Origin of the sequence: Bradyrhizobium sp. CW1 (assembly GCF_023100665.1) — a bacterium.
GTDB classification, from domain to species: domain Bacteria; phylum Pseudomonadota; class Alphaproteobacteria; order Rhizobiales; family Xanthobacteraceae; genus Bradyrhizobium; species Bradyrhizobium canariense_D.
This window is the reverse complement of record NZ_CP064684.1, coordinates 7,284,435-7,303,176: the sequence shown is the minus strand read 5'-3', so window position 1 is coordinate 7,303,176 and position 18,742 is coordinate 7,284,435. Positions and strand designations below refer to the sequence as shown.

The following is an 18,742-nucleotide window of genomic DNA, read 5'->3' as shown; positions in this document are numbered from 1 at the left end:
TTTTGCTTGCGCCACTGCGGCCTTGCCGTGGAAACTGATCGGCCCTGCCTCGTCCAAAAGCCAGAGAAGAGCGCAAAACCATGTTCCTGATCGGCCAATATGATTCCCCCTTCGTCCGCCGCGTCGCGATTGCGCTGCGGCTTTACGGCCTCGCCTTCGAGCACAGGCCGTGGTCGACCTTCGGCGACGCCGACAAGATCGCGCCCTATAATCCGCTGCGCCGCGTGCCGACGCTGGTGCTCGACAACGGCGAGGCGCTGATCGAGAGCACGTTCATCCTCGATTATCTCGACGAGCTCGCCGGGCCGGAGAAGGCGATGCTGCCGCGCTCCGGCGCCGAGCGCCGGCATCACTTGCGCATCTGCGCGCTCGCGTCCGGCCTCGGCGACAAGGCCGTGAGCCTGCTCTACGAACGCGTGCTGCGGAAGGAGCAGCTTACGCTATGGGTCGAGCGCTGCCAGGCGCAGATCGCGGACGTGCTGAAAGCGCTGGAGGCCGAGCGCGCCAAGGTGACCACGCCGTACTGGCTGGGCGAGCGCATCGGCCACGCCGATATTGTGGTCGCCTGCGTCGTCCGCTTCACCCGCGAGGCCCATCCGCAGTTGTTCGAGCCATCGCGCTATCCGGCGCTGTCGGCGCATGCCGACGCGTGCGAGGCGCTGGCGCCGTTCAAGGAGATTGTGCAGCCCCTGGCACCGCCGAAGGGGTGATCGCCGCTATGCGAACCCGACCTTGATCAGGATCGTCAGGAAGAGGCCGCCGACAACCGCGCAGACCGCGGCACCGATCAGCGGCCCCAGCGCGCCTCCCCGGCTTGCAGGCTCCAGCACGGCTTGTCCGGGCTGGTCCGGATCGTAATAGACCTGGACGCTCTTCCCAGGCCGATATTTCGCCGCGGCCTCTTCGGCGACCTCGCGCAGGCCGGAGATCATGGTGCCGTTCCAATCGACTTCGGTGCCGATGAAGTCGCGCTTGCCGACCCTGTAGGCGTAGCGCAGGTCGATCTGATAGCGGTGGACGAGCTTTGAAGTCGTCGGTCGATTGTCGTGCTCGGTCTTCTCTTCGATGATTTCCTCGATCACGTCGCAATGGGTGACCCTGCCCGACGCGGTCGGCCAGCGCAGGCTGGCGCTCGCCAGCCGGCGCGTCCGGACATAATCGGCGGCGAGGAACACCCCGCCCACGAGCACGATGATCGGCACCGCGAACGCGAACAGCGGGACGCCCTTGTCGGCGTAGAGCACGTGGCCCGCGAACGAATGCGCGGTCAGGGTGGCGGCGATGACGCCGAACACCATTGTGAACGCCACCAGGGCCGCGACGTTCTGCGCGGCGGCAGGCTCCAGCAGCGCCTCTGTCGGTTGCTTCGGATCGACATGGACCTCGACATGGGCGCCGACCGGATAGCGTCCGGTCAGTTTTGCGGCCAGGACCCTCGTCGTGATGACGGTGCCGCCGACAAAGATCTTGTCGCCTTCCAGCTCCTGGCCGCCGGCCTGATATCGATAGCGGATGATGGGCTTGGCGTCGTTCCGATCGTCCGAGGAATGCGCCGTCGGCTGGTCGACCCGGGAGACCGTGATGATGCCCTCCACCTTGTCCCAGCTCCGCGCCGCCACCATCCGGCCCCGCATGCGGATCAGATTGAACAGCGTCAATCCAAACAGCAGCACGGCGATGCCGGCGGCAATCTGTGTCCACATCAATTGTTGGGCGTTCAGCATCCGATTCCCCTGCGCTTCGGCGACGACCGCCATTGGTCGCGGCAAACGCGCTTTGCGTTCGATGCTGTGCGTTGCCCCAGCACATGCCAGGCATTGCTTCACCAATGTCGTCCTGGCGAAAGCCACGACCCATTGCCCCAGCGGGTCATTTGGCGAAGATTGGTCGTTCGGTATTGCCTGCGATGGCCACCAATGGATCACCCGGTATGGATGGCTTTCGCCAGGACGACAGCGAACGTGTGGCACGCGCCGTGATGGCGACTGGCGAGGGAGTATCAAACGGGCACGGTCGGCGATGATGGAATGTTACAGGTGTTTTGCCCGACGCCGCAAGCAATTTCGGTAATATCGAAAAATTATTCGGTGACACCGCAAAAATTATCGAGCTTTTTCAACCCCATGCCTACTGTGCATGGGGTTGATTTCTCGTTTTCTGTTTGGAGGGCGCCTAACCCGCGCCCGCGCGCTTCTTCTGCCAGACCAGGTGCACCGCGCAGGTGCAGCCCGGCGGATGCGACGCAAGCTCCTTCGACGTCTCGTCGTTCGCCGGCGTTGCCGTGAACGCCGCCTTGTCGCTCCCACCCTCTCGCGTCGGGATGTAGTTCAGAATCGGCGCGAGCCAGCGCTCGGTCTCGGCGACGCTCATGCCCTTGCGCGCAGCATAATCCTCGACCTGATCGCGCTCGATCTTGCCGACTCCGAAATAATAGCTCTCTGGATTGGCGAGATAGAGCCCCGACACGGAGGAGCCCGGCCACATCGCATAGCTCTCGGTCAGCTTCACGCCGGCGGTGTTCTCGGCATCGAGCAGCTCGAACAGCGTGGCCTTCTCGGTGTGATCGGGTTGCGCGGGATAGCCGGGGGCGGGACGGATGCCCTGATACTTTTCGAGGATCAACTCGTCGGGGGAGAGCGTCTCGTCCGGCGCATAGGCCCAGAATTCGCGGCGGACGCGGGCATGCATGCGCTCGGCGAACGCTTCGGCCAGGCGGTCGGCCAGCGCCTTGCACAGGATCGAGGAATAGTCGTCATTGGCCATCTTGAAACGGTCAGCGACCACATCCTCGCCGATGCCGGCGGTGACGACGAAGCCGCCGACATAGTCGGGCACGCCGGTTGTGGCGGGCGCGACGAAGTCGGACAGCGCGGCGTTGAAACGGCCCTCGCGCTTCTCGAGCTGCTGGCGCAGCGTGTGCAGCGTCGCGATCGTCCTGGTCCGGCTCTCGTCGGCATAGAGCACGATGTCGTCGCCCTGCGCATTGGCCGGCCAGAAGCCGACGGTGGCGCGCGCGCGGAACCATTTCTCCTTGACGATCAGGTCGAGCATCTTGCGCGCGTCGCCGTAGAGCGAGCGCGCAACTTCGCCGACCTTGGCGTCGTCGAGGATGGCGGGGAAGCGTCCGGCGAGCTCCCAGGTCTGGAAGAACGGGGTCCAGTCGATATAGGGCACCAGCTCGGCGAGATCGTAGTCGTCAAAGCTTCGGGTGCCGAGGAAGGTCGGCTTCACCGGCTTGTTCGCGGTGAAGTCGACCGGCACGCGGTTGGCGCGGGCGGTCGCCAGCTTCAGCCGCTTCTTGTCGGCCTGGGCGCGCATATGGGCGTCCGAGATCTTTGCGTATTCGGCGCGCACCTCCGCGGCATAGGCCTCGCGCCTCTCGGGCGACAGCAGCGCCGACGCAACACCGACGGCGCGGCTGGCGTCGTTGACATGCACCACGGGGCCTGCGCGATAGCTTGGGTCGATCTTCACCGCCGTATGCACGCGGCTCGTGGTGGCGCCGCCGATCAAGAGCGGCAGCTTGAGGCCTTCGCGCTGCAATTCTGCGGCGAAGAACGCCATCTCGTCGAGCGAGGGTGTGATCAGGCCGGACAGCCCGACGATGTCGGCCTTCTCCGCCTTCACCGTATCGACGATCTTGGCCGCGGGCACCATCACGCCGAGGTCGATGACCTCGTAATTGTTGCACTGGAGCACGATGCCAACGATGTTCTTGCCGATGTCGTGGACGTCGCCCTTGACGGTCGCGAGCACGATCTTGCCGGCGGACGAGGAGCCTTCCGTGCCGATGCCGTTGGCGAGATTGCGCGCCTTCTCCTCCTCCATGAACGGCATCAGCCAGGCGACAGCCTGCTTCATCACGCGGGCCGACTTCACCACCTGCGGCAGGAACATCTTGCCGTCGCCGAAGAGATCGCCGACCACGTTCATGCCGGCCATCAGCGGTCCCTCGATCACGTCGAGTGGCCGCGTCGAGGCCTTGCGGGCCTCTTCGGTATCCTGCTCGATGAATTCGGTGATGCCGTGCACCAGCGAATGTGACAGCCGCTTCGCCACCGGCCATTCGCGCCAGGCGAGATCGGCTTCCTTGGTCTGAGTCTTGTTGCCGCGGAATCTTTCCGCAAGCGCCAGCAGACGCTCGGACGCACCGGGGTCGCGGTTGAGGATGACGTCCTCGCACACCTGGCGCAATTCGGGATCGATATCGTCATAGACGATCATCTGCCCGGCATTGACGATGCCCATGTCCATGCCGGCCTTGATGGCGTGATACAGGAACACCGAGTGCATGGCCTCGCGCACCGGCTCGTTGCCGCGGAACGAGAACGACAAATTGGACACACCACCAGAAATGTGCGCGCCCGGCAGATTCTTGCGGATCCAGCGCGTCGCCTCGATGAAGTCGACGCCGTAATTGTTGTGCTCCTCGATGCCGGTTGCGATCGCGAAAATATTGGGATCGAAGATGATGTCTTCCGGCGGGAAGCCGACGCGGTTCACCAGGATGTCGTAGGCGCGCTTGCAGATCTCGGTCTTGCGGGCGAACGTGTCGGCCTGGCCGACCTCGTCGAACGCCATCACCACGACGGCCGCGCCGTGACGGCGGGCGATCTTGGCCTCGTGAATGAATTTGTCCTCGCCTTCCTTCATCGAGATCGAGTTGACGACCGGCTTGCCCTGCACGCATTTCAGGCCGGCCTCGATCACGGAGAATTTCGAGCTGTCGACCATTACGGGGACGCGGGCAATGTCGGGCTCGGCGGCGACAAGGTTGAGGAAGGTCACCATCGCGGCTTCCGAGTCCAGAAGACCCTCGTCCATGTTGACGTCGATGATCTGCGCGCCGTTCTCGACCTGGTCGCGCGCGACCTGCAGCGCGGCGGTGTAGTCGCCGGCGGTGACCAGCTTGCGGAAGCGGGCGGAGCCGGTGACGTTGGTGCGCTCGCCGACGTTCACGAAGGGAATGGCGTCGGTCAGGATGAACGGCTCGAGGCCGGAGAGCCGCAAGCGAGGTTCGATCTCCGGCACGATGCGCGGCTTGTGCGGCGCGACCGCAGCCGCAATCGCCGCGATATGGTCCGGCGTGGTGCCGCAGCAACCGCCGACGATGTTGACGAGGCCATCGCGCGCGAACTCGCCGACCAGGCGGGCCATGTATTCCGGGGTCTCGTCATACTGGCCGAACTCGTTGGGCAGGCCGGCATTGGGATAGGCGCAAACAAGCGTGTCGGCGACGCGGCCGATATCGGCGATATGCGCGCGCAGATCTTCCGCGCCGAGCGCGCAGTTGAAGCCGATGGTGACGGGCTTGGCGTGCTGGACCGAATGCCAGAACGCTTCCGGCAACTGGCCGGACAGCAGGCGGCCGGACTTGTCGGTGATGGTGCCCGACACCATCACGGGCATGTCGATGCCACGTTCTTCCGTGATCTCGGCGATCGCGTACAGCGCCGCCTTGGCGTTCAGCGTGTCGAAGATGGTCTCGACCAGCAGCAGATCGACGCCGCCGTCGAGCATGCCGTTGATCTGCTCGCCATAGGATTTGCGCAGGTCGTCGAACGTGACGGCGCGGTAGCCGGGATTGGACACGTCGGGCGAGATCGAGGCGGTGCGGTTGGTCGGTCCGATGGCGCCGGCGACGAAGCGCGGCTTGCCGTCCTCGGCCTCGACGCGGCGTGCGGCGTTGCCGGCGAGGCGGGCGCCTTCTCGCGCCATCTCGTAGACGATGTCGGCGAGATCGTAATCGGCTTGGGCAATCGAGGTCGTGGAGAAGGTGTTGGTCGCGACGATGTCGGCGCCGGCGCGCAAGTAAGCGGCGTGGATGTCCTCGATCGCCTGCGGTTGGGTCAGGATCAAGAGGTCGTTGTTGCCGCGCAAATCGCGATGGAAGTTCTTGAATCGCTCGCCGCGGAAGGCGGCCTCGTCGAACTGGAGATTCTGGATCATCGTGCCCATGGCGCCGTCGAGCACGAGAATGCGCTCGCGCGCGGCGTTGAGCAGGGCGGTTCGCTTGGGAGAGGTGGATACGGTCATGGTGTCTTAAGCCGCCTTCTGCGCGCTCTTGGCGCGGATGCCGAGCAAATGGCTGATCGCGAACACGAGATCGGCGCGGTTCATGGTGTAGAAATGGAAGGTGTCGACGCCGTGCTTGGCCAGCTTCTGCACCTGGCCGGCCGCGACGGTCGCCGCCACCAGCTTGCGGGTCTCGGCGTCTTCGTCGAGCCCCTCGAATTTCGCGGCGAACCAGTCCGGCACGGAGGTGCCGGCGCGGGTGACGAAATTGCGAGCCTGCTTGAAATTATGCATGGGCATGATGCCCGGCACGATCGGGATGTTGATCCCGCGCGCGCGCACGCGGTCGAGATAGCGGAAATAGAGGTCGTTATCGAAGAACACCTGCGTGATCGCGCGGGTCGCACCTGCATCGACCTTGGCCTGCAGCGTGTCGATGTCATCGTCGAAGTCGCGCGCCTCGGGATGCTTCTCAGGGTACGCCGAGACCGACACCTCGATATCGCCGTGCCGCTTCTTGATGCCGGCGACGAGGTCGGCGGAGCTCTGGTAGCCATCGGGATGGCTAGAATAGGCCGTGCCAATGCCGCCCGGGGGATCGCCGCGCAGGCCGACGATGTGGCGGACGCCGACCTCGTGATAGCGGTCGACGATCTCGTCGATCTCCCCGCGGGAGGCGCCGACGCAGGTCAGATGCGCGGCCGGCAGCAGCGCGGTTTCTTTCAGGATGCGCGAGATGGTCGCGTGGGTCCGCTCACGGGTCGAGCCGCCGGCGCCATAGGTCACCGAGACGAATTTCGGGTCGAGCGGGGCCAGCCGGTTGATGGTGTCCCAGAGATTGCGCTCCATATCTTCGGTCTTGGGCGGAAAGAACTCGAAGGAAATCGCAGGCCGCTTCAGGTACCCGTCTTGCCCGCCGGTGTGGGCAGGCATTGTCGCGTCAGTCATGGGCACCACTCACTCTCCAAGGGCGCGCCGGGTCGTTGGCGGCCGGCGGTCAGGTCTAGATTGCGAAAGGCCAAGATAAGCCAAAGCGGCCGCATCCGACAGCCCATCGGTAATGGGAAGTGGCCCACTTTGGCGGTGTTGGCATAAAATATTCGGTGATCTAGAATCGAAGTGGGAAGCTCGGTTTGGTATAAAAAGATAAATATACCAGCCAAGTAGGGAGAACTTGCGGATTAACTGGCGCAATATATTGAGTGGGCAATATGAAAGTCATGTTGCCAGATTGATCATTGTCCCAACGCCGCGGCGCGGGTCCGGAGCGCGCGGGCCCTGGCCTGCACGTCAGATCTGCGCGCCCTCCCATTGCCGCCGCGCTGCCCTCCACTACGTTAGCGCGCCATGATCCCGCTCTCAGTCCTCGACCTCTCCGTCGTCACCACCGGCACAAAGCCCGCCGCGGCGCTGCGCAACAGCATCGACCTGGCGCGCCATGTCGATGGGCTCGGCTATGTCCGCTATTGGCTCGCCGAGCATCACAACCTCGCCTCCGTCGCGAGCCCGGCGCCCGACGTGATGATCGGGCAGATCGCGGCGGTGACCAAGCACATCCGCGTCGGCTCCGGTGGCGTGATGCTGCCCAATCACGCGCCGCTGGTCGTGGCCGAGCGCTTCAAGATGCTGGAGGCGCTGTTTCCGGGCCGCATCGATCTCGGCCTCGGCCGCGCCCCTGGCACCGACGGCGCCACGGCCTATGCGCTGCGCAGCCGGCTCGACCGTCGCGAAGGCGACGATTTCCTCGAGCGGCTGCACGAATTGATCCTGTGGCAGACCCGGGAATTCCCCTCGGGCCATCCCTATCACAACGTCGTTGCGATGCCCGACGATACGCCGTTGCCGCCGATCTGGCTGCTCGGCTCCAGCGATTATTCGTCGGAGCTCGCCGCGCAAATCGGCATGGGGTTCGCATTCGCCCATCATTTTGCGTCCCACGATGCGATCGATGCGATGGTGCATTATCGCAATCGTTTTCAGCCCTCGGCCTGGAGTGCGAGCCCGCGCGCGATCCTCGCGGTCGCCGTCATTGCGGCCGACACGGATGACGAAGCCGAAAAGCTCGCCGCGTCTTTCGACCTCAACCGCCTGCGCCGGGACCGCGGCCAGTATCTTCCGTTGCCGAGCGTCGAAGAGGCGCTGGCCTATCCCTATACCGACTCGGAGCGCGCCTCGATGCGGCGCAACCGTTCCCGTCTGTTCGTCGGCAGCCGGGCAACCGTGCAGAAGACGCTGCAGCCGTTGATCGATGCGAGCAAGCCGGACGAGTTGATGGTGATTACCGCCGTGTACGATCACGAGGCACGAAAGAAATCATATTCGCTGCTGGCGGAGGCGTTCGGGCTTAAGGCGGTCGGATAAGGCTCTGGTGCTCCGGCTCGCGCTTCGCGCGTCCGGGACACGAATCTATTCCATCGTCGCGCGGAACGGGTGCCCCGGATACACGCCAACGATGCGGAATTCGCGTGAGAAGAATTTCAGCTCCTCGATCGCGAAAGCGAGGCCCTTGTCCGCGGGGTGGCCGTCGACGTCGGCATAAAACTGCGTGGCGAAGAAATTGCCGTCGACCATATAGCTCTCGAGCTTGGTCATGTTGACGCCGTTGGTGGCAAAGCCACCGAGCGCCTTGTAGAGCGCGGCGGGCAAATTGCGCACCCGGAACACAAAAGTCGTGACCAACGGACCGGAGCCCTGTGCGGCCCATTTCGGTTCGCGCGCGAGCACCACGAAGCGCGTGGTGTTGTGGGCCTCGTCCTCGATGTCCTCCGCGAGGATGTCGAGGCCGTAGATCTGCGCGGCGAGGCGCGAGGCGATCGCGGCGACGGACTTGTCGTTACGCTCGGAAATGTCGCGGGCGCTGCCGGCGGTGTCGGCGTGCACGATTGGCTTGATGCCAAGCTTGCGAATGATGCGCCGGCATTGGCCGAGCGCGTGCACGTGGCTCTCGACGCTCTTGATGTCCTCGAGCCTGGTCCCCTTCACCGCCATCAGCTGATGCCGGACCGGCAGAAACCATTCGCCGATGATGAAGAGGCCGGAGGCCGGCAGCAAATGATGGATGTCGGCGACGCGGCCTGCGACCGAATTCTCGATCGGAATCATGCCGAGATCGGCTTCGCCCGACGAGATCGCCGACAAGGCGTCCTCGAAGGTGGCGCAGGGCATCGGCTCGGCGTCGGGATAGGCCTCGACGATGGCGATGTGCGAATTGGCCCCAGGCTCGCCCTGGAATGCGATTTTCAGCTTGCTCATGCTCGGCCTTGTAACAGCGGCTCAGGATTTGGAAAGGATGCTGCGGGCGGTTTCCAGGTCCGCCGGCGTGTCGACCCCGCGGGGCACGGTATCGACAATGGTGAAGTCGATGCGCATTCCGGCCTCGAGCGCCCGGAGCTGCTCGAGCTTCTCCTGCAATTCCAGCGGCGACGGCGGAAGCCGGACGTAGCGCTCCAGCGCGGCACGGCGATAGGCATAGAGACCGATATGGTGGTAGCGCGGTCCGTCGCCGGTCGGCGCGGTTGCGCGGGTGAAATAAAGTGCGCGCATGCGTCTGCCGCCGAGCGAGGTTCCGATCGCCTTCACGACGCTCGGCGCGAGGTCCTCCTCCTCGGTGTGGATCTGCGACGCCAGCGTTGCGATATCCACGGCGGGGTCTTGCAGCGGCGGCAACACCTCGCGGATGTTGTCGATCGTGATGGTCGGGAAATCGCCCTGCAGATTGACCACGATCTCGGCTTTGCCGTCCGGATCGAGCTTCTGCATGGCCTCGTGGATGCGGTCGGAGCCGGACGGATGCTCCGGGCGGGTCATCACGGCCTCGCCACCATGGGCGGTCACGACGGATGCGATCTCCGCGGTGTCGGTTGCGACCGCGACCCGGCCTATCCCGGCCGCTTCGGCACGGCGCATCACGTGCACGATCATCGGCTGCCCCGCGATATCGGCTAGCGGCTTGCCGGGCAGGCGGGTGGCGGCCATGCGGGCCGGAATCAGCACCAGGATGCGGGGATCGATCATCGGTTCAAAGGCCTGGAAACGGGGCGTTTTCCGCGCCGGGAAATGGGGTGGGGACGGGGGTGAAGCCCGCTCGCTTATACGGGTTGCCAGACCCCGGGCAAACCGATATCTCAATGGCAAAACTCGGGGAAACAGTAAGGAACGTTGATTCTCCGAGGCTCGTCCTGGCGGCCGCACTGGGCCGCTCGATCCTTCTTGCGGTGTGGGGCCTGGCCGGAAATGGACTCTTTCGAACTGAACAAGATTCTCGGTGCCGTGCTCGGCACCTGTCTCCTTCTGCTGGTGACGAGCTTCACCGCCAGTGCGCTGTTCTCGCCCAAGATGCCGGAGAAGCCGGGCTTCGAGATCGCCGTGAAGGAAGACGCCGGCCACGGCAAGGAAGGCGGCGCTGCCGCCGCGGCTGCCGAGCCGATCGAAAAGCTGCTCCAGACCGCCTCGGTCGAGAAGGGCGCCGCCGCTGCCAAGAAGTGCGGCGCTTGCCACACCTTCGAGAAGGGCGGCCCGAACCGTGTCGGTCCGAACCTCTATGGCGTCGTCGGCGACCATGTTGGCGAGGGCCGCGGCGGCTTCAACTTCTCGGCCGCGATGAAGGCCAAGGGCGGCACCTGGGACTTCGATGCGCTCAACAAGTTCATCGCCAATCCCAAGGCAGCTGTCCCGGGCACCGCGATGGGCTTTGCTGGCATCCCGAAGGATAGCGAGCGTGCCGACGTGATCGCTTACCTGAACAGTCTCTCCGACAGCCCGAAGCCGCTGCCGACCGCGGCGAAGTAAGGCCTATCGACTTCGATCTTAGTACGCGGCCAGGCTGAAAAGCCTGGCCGTTTGCTTATCCGGGCCTCGCGGCGTTGTTATCGGGGCGTTTGGCCGCAGCGATCGGCCAGCTGGCCCTCCAAGATGAGGAAAAAGCAACATATTCCGTCGAAACCTCGCCTATATTGGGAACTTAAAGGAGTAGCCTCCTTCAAGACAGGAATGTTGATTTGGCCCTTACCCGACGCGATCTCCTGCTCACCGGCACTGCTGCCGCAACGCTCCCCGCCCTTGGTTCCGTAGGGGGCCTTTCCGGCGTCGGCGTGGCACACGCGCAATCCGCCAACGAGCCCACCTGGCGGCACGCGCTGTCGCTGTTCGGACAGATCAAATACCCGGCGGATTTCAAGCGCTTCGACTACGTCAATCCGGAAGCGCCCAAGGGCGGCGTCGCGCGCCAGATCGCCGTCGGCACATTCGACAATTTCAACATCGTCGTCTCCGGTGTGAAGGGGCAAGTCGCCGGTGCCGTGGCGTTCATCTACGAATCCCTCACGACGGCCTCGCTTGACGAAGTCTCGACCGAGTACGGCGCGCTGGCCGAGGCCGTCAGCCATCCGGATGATTTCTCCTTCGTGACTTACCGCTTGCGGCCGCAAGCCAAATGGCACGACGGCAAGCCGGTAACCGCGGATGACGTGATCTTCTCGCTCGATTCCTTCAAGAAGCACCACCCGCAGTACTCGGCCTATTACAGCCATGTGACGAAAGCCGAGAAGGTCGGCGAGCGCGAGGTAAAATTCGTGTTCGACGCGCCGGGCAACCGCGAACTGCCGCAGATCGTCGGGCAGCTCACGGTCCTGCCGAAGCATTGGTGGGAGGGCACGGATGCGCAGGGCCGCAAGCGCGATGTCTCCGCCACCACGCTTGAAGTGCCTCTAGGTTCCGGCCCCTATCGGGTCAAGGAATTCGTTGCCGGGCGGTCGATCGCGCTGGAGCGCGTCAAGGATTATTGGGGGCGCGACCTCGCCGCCAATGTGGGCCGCAATAATTTCGACGAGCTGCGCTATGAGTATTTCCGCGACGCCACCGTGGCGATTGAGGCATTCAAGGCCGATCAGGTCGATTGGCGCACCGAGAACAGCGCGAAGAACTGGGCGACAGCCTACGATTTCCCGGCCGTCACCGAAAAACGCGTGATCCTCGAGGAGTTCGCCAATCGCAGCTCGGGCGTCATGCAGGCCTTCGTGCCGAACCTGCGCCGCGCCAAGTTTAAGGATCCGCGCGTGCGACGCGCGCTCAATTACGCGTTCGACTTTGAGGAGATGAACAAGCAGATCTTCTACGGCCAGTACAAGCGCATCAGCAGTTATTTCGACGGCATCGATGAGCTGATGGCGACCGGGTTGCCGCAGGGCAAGGAGCTCGAGATCCTCGAGACAGTCCGCGCCGAGGTCCCGCCCGAAGTCTTCACCACGGCCTACACCAACCCGGTCGGCGGCAGTCCGGAAGCCGTTCGCGACAATCTGCGCGAGGCGCTGCGCCTGTTCAAGGAAGCTGGCTACGAGGTGCGCGAGCGCAAGCTGATCGACGTCAAGACGGGCGCCCAGTTCTCCCTTGAATTGCTGAACTCGGATCCAAGCTTCGAGCGGATCACGCTGTTCTACAAGCCGTCGCTGGAACGGCTCGGCATTGCTGTCAGCGTGCGGACGGTGGATCCCACTCAGTACGAGAACAGGACGCGCGAGTGGGATTTCGACATCGTCACTAACTCCTGGGGCGAGTCGCAGTCGCCGGGTAACGAGCAGCGCGAATTCTGGTCCTCGAAGACGGCTGACATCGCCGGTTCACGCAACATCACCGGCATCAAGAATCCGGCGGTCGACAAGCTGATCGAGCGGGTGATCTACGCCAAGGGTCGCGACGATCTCGTCGCGGCAACCAAGGCACTCGACCGCGTGCTGCTGTGGAATCACTACGTCGTACCGCAGTGGACTTATACGAAGGTGCGCACCGCGCGCTGGGATCGGTTCGGCCGGCCGGCGGAATTACCCAAATACGGTCAGTCCGGCTTCCCGTTCATTTGGTGGTACGACGCGGACAAGGCGGCGCGGATCGCAAAGAAGCCGTGAAGGGCATTTCTCGCATGGCGCAGCTTTCACGCCGGCATGTGCTGGCCTTGGGTGCCGGTGGCGCGTTCAGCGCCGCCTGGCTCCGGGGCGCGACAGCGTCCGAGATGCCTGCAGAGGCCCACGGCATGTCGGCCTTCGGCGACCTCAAATATCCCGCCGACTTCCATCACTTCGACTACGTCAATGTCGACGCGCCGAAGGGCGGCACCTTCTCGCTTATCCCGTCGGTGCGCGCGTACAACCAGTCCTACCAGACCTTCAACTCGCTCAATGCCTTCATCCTCAAAGGCGATGGCGCGCAGGGCATGGACATGACTTTTGCGCCGCTGATGGTGCGAGCCAATGACGAACCGGACGGGATGTACGGGCTTGCCGCCAAGTCTGTAAATATATCGGCAGACAGGCTGGTCTATCGCTTCACCATGCGGCCAGAGGCGAAATTCCATGACGGCACCAAGCTTACCGCTCACGACGCGGCGTTTTCGCTGACGTCGCTGAAGGCCAAGGGGCATCCGCTGATCATCGTGCAGATGCGCGACATGGTCAGCGGGGAAGCCGTTGACGATGCGACGCTGGTCGTCACCTTTGCCAAGGGACGCGCGCGTGACGTGCCGCTCTATGTGGCGAGTCTGCCGATCTTCTCGAAAGCATATTATGCCTCTCGCGCTTTCGACGAAACATCGCTCGATATCCCGTTGGGCTCGGGCCCGTACAAGGTCGGCAAGTTCGAGGTCAACCGCTACATCGAATACGAACGCGTCAAGGATTGGTGGGCTGCCGACCTGCCCCCCTGTCGTGGCAGCTACAATTTCGACGTCGTGCGCTACGAATTCTACCGCGACCGCGATGTCGCTTTTGAAGGTTTCACCGGCAAGAACTATCTCTACCGCGAAGAGTTCACCGCTCGTATCTGGGCGACCCGCTATGACTTCCCCGCGGTCAAGGAGGGTCGCGTCAAGATGGAGGTCGTGCCCGACGACACGCCGTCCGGCGCGCAAGGATGGTTCATCAACACGCGGCGCGAAAAATTCAGGGATCCTCGCGTGCGTGAGGCACTGATCGACGCCTTCGACTTCGAGTGGACCAACAAGACCATCATGTACGGTGCTTATGCCCGCACGGTATCGCCATTTCAGAACTCGGACCTCATGGCGAGCGATGGGCCTCCGCCGCCGGAAGAGCTGAAGCTGCTGGAGCCGTTTCGCGGCCAGGTTCCGGACGAGGTGTTCGCCGCACCGTTCACGCCGCCCGTCTCCGACGGCTCCGGGCAGGATCGCAGCCTGTTGCGCAGGGCGCAGCGATTGCTGAGCGAGGCCGGCCTGCCGATCAAGGACGGCAAGAGGATGCTGCCGAACGGCGAGATCTTCAGGATCGAATTTCTGTTGGACGAGCCTTCGTTCCAGCCGCACCATGGGCCCTACATCAAGAATCTCGCGACGCTTGGCATCGAAGCGAGCGTGCGCCTCGTCGACGCCGTGCAATACAAGGTACGCCAGGAAGATTTCGACTTCGATATGACGACCCAGCGCTTCAGCATGTCGGCAACGCCGGGCGACGCCATGCGCTCGTTCTTCTCGTCGCAGGTCGCGGCAACGAAGGGCTCGTACAATCTTGCGGGCGTCGCCAATCCGGCCATCGATGCCATGATCGAGAAGATCATGGCGGCCGACAGCCGCGAGGAATTGACCGTCGCCTGCCGCGCCTTCGATCGCCTGTTCCGCGCCGGCCGTTATTGGGTGCCGCACTGGTTCAACAAGACGCACCGGCTTGCTTATTGGGACCAATTCGGTCATCCGCAGAAGCCGCCGCGTTATGCCAACGGCGTCGGCGCTCCCGACATCTGGTGGTACGATGGCGGCAAGGCCGCCAGGCTCGAGCAGGCGAAGCAGCCATGAGCGCCTACATCGCCCGCCGCATCCTGCTGATGATCCCGACCTTGCTCGGGATCCTCTTCGTCTCCTTCATCGTCGTGCAGTTCGCGCCGGGCGGCCCGGTCGAGCGCGTGATCGCGCAGCTCTCGGGCGCGGACACCGGCGGGACCTCGCGCATTTCGGGCGGCGGCGACTTTGCGCAGCGCGCCCCGGGGCAGTTGGGAGCCGGCGGCGACGCCATCAACTCGAAGTATCGCGGCGCGCAAGGCCTCGATCCCGATTTCATCAAGAAGCTGGAAGTGCAGTTCGGCTTCGACAAGCCGGCGCCGGAGCGCTTCGCGCTGATGGTCTGGAATTTCGCCCGCTTCGATTTCGGCAAGAGCTATTTTCGCGACGTCAGCGTCCTGCAGCTCGTCAAGGAGAAGTTGCCGGTCTCGATCTCGCTCGGCATCTGGCTGACGCTGCTGACCTACCTGATCTCGATTCCGCTCGGCATCCGCAAGGCGGTCAGGGACGGGACGCGCTTCGACACCTGGACGTCGAGCGTGCTCGTACTTGGCTACGCGATTCCGGGCTTTCTATTCGCGATCCTCCTGATCATCCTGTTTGCCGGCGGTTCGTTCTTCAACTGGTTCCCGCTGCGCGGACTGACGTCAGACGGCTGGTCGCAGTTTCCGTGGTATTGGAAGATCATCGATTACTTCTGGCATTTGACGCTGCCGCTGATCGCCATGGGGCTCGGTGCGTTCACCACCATGACGTTCCTGACCAAGAACTCGTTTCTGGACGAGATCCGCAAGCAATACGTGATGACCGCGCGCGCGAAGGGCTGCAGCGAGAATCGGGTGCTTTACGGTCACGTTTTCCGCAACGCGATGCTGATCGTCATCGCCGGCTTTCCCTCGACCTTCATTCACGCCTTCTTCTCGGGCTCGCTTCTGATCGAGACCATCTTCTCGCTGGACGGACTGGGACTGCTCAGTTTCGAGAGCGTTCTCAATCGCGACTACCCCGTGGTGTTCGGCACGCTCTTCATCTTTTCGCTCGTCGGCCTCGTGATCAACCTGATCTCTGACCTGACCTATATGTGGATCGATCCACGAATCGATTTCGAGGCGCGGGAGGTCTGATGACGCTGGCCGCCCCCACCACGCCGATCGAAACCACTGCGAAGTCGCCGCTCGGCAGTGCCGTGCCGATCACTCGCAAACCGTTCGTGCCGTCGCCGCTCAACAGGCGCCGCTGGCAGAATTTCAAGGCGAACCGGCGCGGCTATTGGTCGTTCTGGATCTTCCTGATCCTATTTGTGGTGTCGCTGTTCGCCGAGCTGATCGCCAATGATCGGCCGTTCCTGATCAAATATGACGGCCACCTTTATTGGCCGTCCGTCGTCACCTATTCGGAAACCACTTTCGGCGGCGACTTCGAAACCGCGGCCGACTATCGCGATCCCTATTTGCAGAAGCTGATCAGGGACAAGGGCGGCAGCATCGTCTGGCCGCTGATCCGCTATTCCTACGACACCCACAATCTCGATCTGCCGACGCCGGCGCCGTCGCGGCCGACCTGGATGTTGACGGAAGCGCAGTGCAAGCCCGTCGTCGAGAAGAAAGGCCTCAAGAGCTGCCGCGATCTCGAATACAACTGGCTCGGCACCGACGATCAGGGCCGCGACGTGGTGGCGCGGCTGATCTACGGCTTCCGCATCTCAGTGCTGTTCGGCCTCTGCCTGACCATCGTCTCCTCCATCGTCGGCATCGCGGCCGGCGCGGTGCAGGGCTATTTCGGCGGCTGGATCGACCTGTTGTTCCAGCGTTTCATCGAGATATGGACTGCGATCCCTTCGCTCTATCTGCTGCTGATCTTGTCGTCGGTGCTGGTGCCCGGCTTCTTCGTGCTTCTCGGCATCCTGTTGTTATTTTCCTGGGTGTCGCTGGTCGGACTCGTGCGCGCGGAATTCCTGCGCGGGCGCAATTTCGAGTATATCCAGGCGGCGCGGGCGCTCGGCGTGTCGAACAAGGTCATCATGTTCCGGCATCTGTTGCCGAACGCGATGGTCGCGACCATGACGTTCCTGCCGTTCATCGTGTCGAGTTCGGTGATGACGCTGACGGCGCTCGATTTCCTGGGGTTCGGACTGCCGCCCGGCTCGCCGTCGCTCGGCGAGTTGCTGTCGCAGGGCAAGTCCAACGTGCAGGCGCCGTGGCTCGGTTTTTCCGGCTTCTTCTCGGTCGCGATCATGCTGTCGCTTTTGATCTTCATCGGCGAGGCCGTGCGCGACGCATTCGATCCGCGCAAGACGTTCAGGTAAGCCAATGGACGCGATCAACCAGCCTTTGCTCAGCGTGCGCGACCTCTCGGTGGCCTTCCACCAGGGGGGCGCCACCACGCTCGCGGTCGACAAGGTCTCGTTCCAGATCAAGCGCGGCGAGTGCCTGGCGCTGGTCGGCGAGTCCGGCTCCGGCAAGTCGGTCAGCGCGCTCTCGATTCTCAAGCTCTTGCCCTATCCAAATGCCTCGCATCCCTCGGGGAGCATCCACTTCAAGGGCCAGGAACTGATCGACCGGTCGGAGCAGGAGATGCGGGAGATTCGCGGCAGCGACATCTCGATCATCTTCCAGGAGCCGATGACCTCGCTCAACCCGCTGCATACGATCGAGGCGCAGATCGGCGAGATCATTCAGCTGCACAATCCGACCAGCAATGCCGAGGCGCGCAGGCGGACGCTGGAATTGCTCACGCAGGTCGGCATTCCCGAGCCTGAAACGCGGCTGAAGAGCTATCCGCACCAGCTCTCCGGCGGCCAGCGCCAGCGCGTGATGATCGCGATGGCGCTCGCCAACGAGCCGGACCTCCTGATCGCGGACGAGCCGACCACGGCGCTCGACGTTACCGTGCAGGCGCAGATCCTGACGCTGCTCGCAGAGATCCGCGGCCGGCTCGGCATGAGCCTGCTCTTCATCACCCACGATCTCGGCATCGTGCGCCGCATCGCCGACCAGGTCTGCGTCATGAAGGGGGGCGAGATCGTCGAGCAGGGGCCGGTCGAGCACGTCTTCAAGACCCCGAAGCATCCCTATACGCGCGACCTGCTCGCCGCGGAGCCGAAGCCAGATCCGGCGCCGCCGCAGCCGGATGCCCCGGTGGTGATGTCCGCCGACGACCTAAAGGTCTGGTTCCCGATCAAGCGGGGGCTGATGCGTAAGACGGTCGGCCACATCAAGGCGGTCGACGGCGTCAGCATCGCCGTGCGCAAGGGCGAGACGCTCGGCGTTGTCGGCGAGTCCGGCTCGGGCAAGACCACGCTGGGGCTCGCATTGCTGCGGCTGATCTCCTCGAACGGACGCATTGTGTTCCTGGGAAAAGATATCCAGGGCCTGCGCTTCAAGGAGATGCGGCCGTTCCGGCGCGACATGCAGATCGTGTTCCAGGATCCGTTCGGCTCGCTCAGCCCGCGCATGTCGGTCGCCGACATCGTCGCCGAAGGCCTCACCGTGCATCAGCCGCAGCTCTCGCGAGGCGAGCGGGAGGAGCGCGTCGTGAAGGCGCTCGAGGACGTCGGACTGAAACCGGATACTCGCCACCGTTATCCGCATGAATTCTCCGGCGGCCAGCGCCAGCGCATCAGCATCGCGCGGGCGGTGGTGCTGGAGCCGGATTTCGTCGTCCTGGACGAGCCGACCAGTGCGCTCGACATGCTGATTCAGGCGCAGATGGTCGATCTGCTGCGTGAATTGCAGCGCCGGCGCGATCTCACTTACATGTTCATCTCGCACGATCTGCGCGTCGTCGCCTCGCTCGCCAGCCATCTGATCGTGATGCGTGGCGGCAAGGTGGTCGAGGAAGGTCAGGCCGCCGAGCTCTTCAAGAACCCGAAGACGGATTACACGCGCGCGCTGTTTGCGGCGGCGTTCCGGCTGGAGACGGCGGAGAACGGGTCCGCGGCGACGTAGCCTC

Annotated in this window: 13 protein-coding genes; 8 read left to right on the top strand and 5 right to left on the bottom strand. The window is 63.7% G+C overall.

Annotated elements, in window-relative coordinates:
• Positions 1-80: 80 nt before the first annotated feature.
• Entirely contained in the window at positions 81-710 is a 630-nt protein-coding gene (locus tag IVB54_RS34990; protein WP_018454705.1) for a glutathione S-transferase family protein, read from the top strand.
• 6 nt (positions 711-716) lie between these two features.
• Here IVB54_RS34990 and IVB54_RS34985 read toward each other — a convergent pair whose 3' ends face one another.
• The 3 genes from IVB54_RS34985 to metF form a co-directional block, all read right to left on the bottom strand.
• On the bottom strand, positions 717-1,724 hold the full coding sequence (locus IVB54_RS34985) for a DUF3592 domain-containing protein (protein ID WP_088930619.1): 1,008 nt from the start codon (positions 1,722-1,724) through the stop codon (positions 717-719).
• 448 nt (positions 1,725-2,172) lie between these two features.
• A complete protein-coding gene (gene metH, locus IVB54_RS34980; protein ID WP_204513270.1) occupies positions 2,173-6,036 on the bottom strand; it encodes a methionine synthase in 3,864 nt (1,287 codons plus the stop codon).
• 6 nt (positions 6,037-6,042) lie between these two features.
• Positions 6,043-6,963 (bottom strand): methylenetetrahydrofolate reductase [NAD(P)H], encoded by a 921-nt coding sequence (gene metF, locus IVB54_RS34975; protein WP_204513271.1) that lies wholly within the window; start codon positions 6,961-6,963, stop codon positions 6,043-6,045.
• A gap of 399 nt (positions 6,964-7,362) precedes the next feature.
• On the opposite strand from metF, the gene IVB54_RS34970 reads away from it, so the two are divergent.
• Positions 7,363-8,376 carry an LLM class flavin-dependent oxidoreductase gene (locus tag IVB54_RS34970; RefSeq protein ID WP_018454701.1) on the top strand — a complete coding sequence of 338 codons (1,014 nt, stop codon included), beginning with the start codon at positions 7,363-7,365 and terminating at the stop codon, positions 8,374-8,376.
• 45 nt (positions 8,377-8,421) lie between these two features.
• Here the strand turns inward: IVB54_RS34970 and IVB54_RS34965 are convergent, their stop codons facing one another.
• Together IVB54_RS34965 and IVB54_RS34960 are read right to left on the bottom strand one after the other, a co-directional pair.
• Complete coding sequence (locus IVB54_RS34965) at positions 8,422-9,267, bottom strand: prephenate dehydratase (RefSeq protein ID WP_018454700.1); 846 nt, start codon at positions 9,265-9,267, stop codon at positions 8,422-8,424.
• A 21-nt stretch (positions 9,268-9,288) separates the two neighbouring features.
• On the bottom strand, positions 9,289-10,029 hold the full coding sequence (locus IVB54_RS34960; protein ID WP_018454699.1) for a 3-deoxy-manno-octulosonate cytidylyltransferase: 741 nt from the start codon (positions 10,027-10,029) through the stop codon (positions 9,289-9,291).
• Positions 10,030-10,248: 219 nt separating this feature from the next.
• Here IVB54_RS34960 and IVB54_RS34955 point away from each other — a divergent pair, with 219 nt between their 5' ends.
• From IVB54_RS34955 to IVB54_RS34930, 6 genes are all read left to right on the top strand, one after another.
• Positions 10,249-10,803 carry a cytochrome c family protein gene (locus IVB54_RS34955; RefSeq protein ID WP_018454698.1) on the top strand — a complete coding sequence of 185 codons (555 nt, stop codon included), beginning with the start codon at positions 10,249-10,251 and terminating at the stop codon, positions 10,801-10,803.
• 209 nt (positions 10,804-11,012) lie between these two features.
• A complete protein-coding gene (locus IVB54_RS34950; RefSeq protein ID WP_247364126.1) occupies positions 11,013-12,914 on the top strand; it encodes an extracellular solute-binding protein in 1,902 nt (633 codons plus the stop codon).
• 14 nt (positions 12,915-12,928) lie between these two features.
• Complete coding sequence (locus tag IVB54_RS34945; RefSeq protein ID WP_247776948.1) at positions 12,929-14,809, top strand: extracellular solute-binding protein; 1,881 nt, start codon at positions 12,929-12,931, stop codon at positions 14,807-14,809.
• Positions 14,806-15,915, top strand: a complete 1,110-nt coding sequence (locus IVB54_RS34940) for a microcin C ABC transporter permease YejB (RefSeq protein WP_018454695.1) — start codon at positions 14,806-14,808, stop codon at positions 15,913-15,915. The genes IVB54_RS34945 and IVB54_RS34940 overlap by 4 nt, the downstream gene beginning before the upstream one ends.
• Positions 15,915-17,096 (top strand): ABC transporter permease, encoded by a 1,182-nt coding sequence (locus tag IVB54_RS34935; protein WP_018454694.1) that lies wholly within the window; start codon positions 15,915-15,917, stop codon positions 17,094-17,096. The genes IVB54_RS34940 and IVB54_RS34935 overlap by 1 nt, the downstream gene beginning before the upstream one ends.
• A gap of 4 nt (positions 17,097-17,100) precedes the next feature.
• Entirely contained in the window at positions 17,101-18,738 is a 1,638-nt protein-coding gene (locus IVB54_RS34930; protein WP_018454693.1) for an ABC transporter ATP-binding protein, read from the top strand.
• Positions 18,739-18,742: the final 4 nt, after the last annotated feature.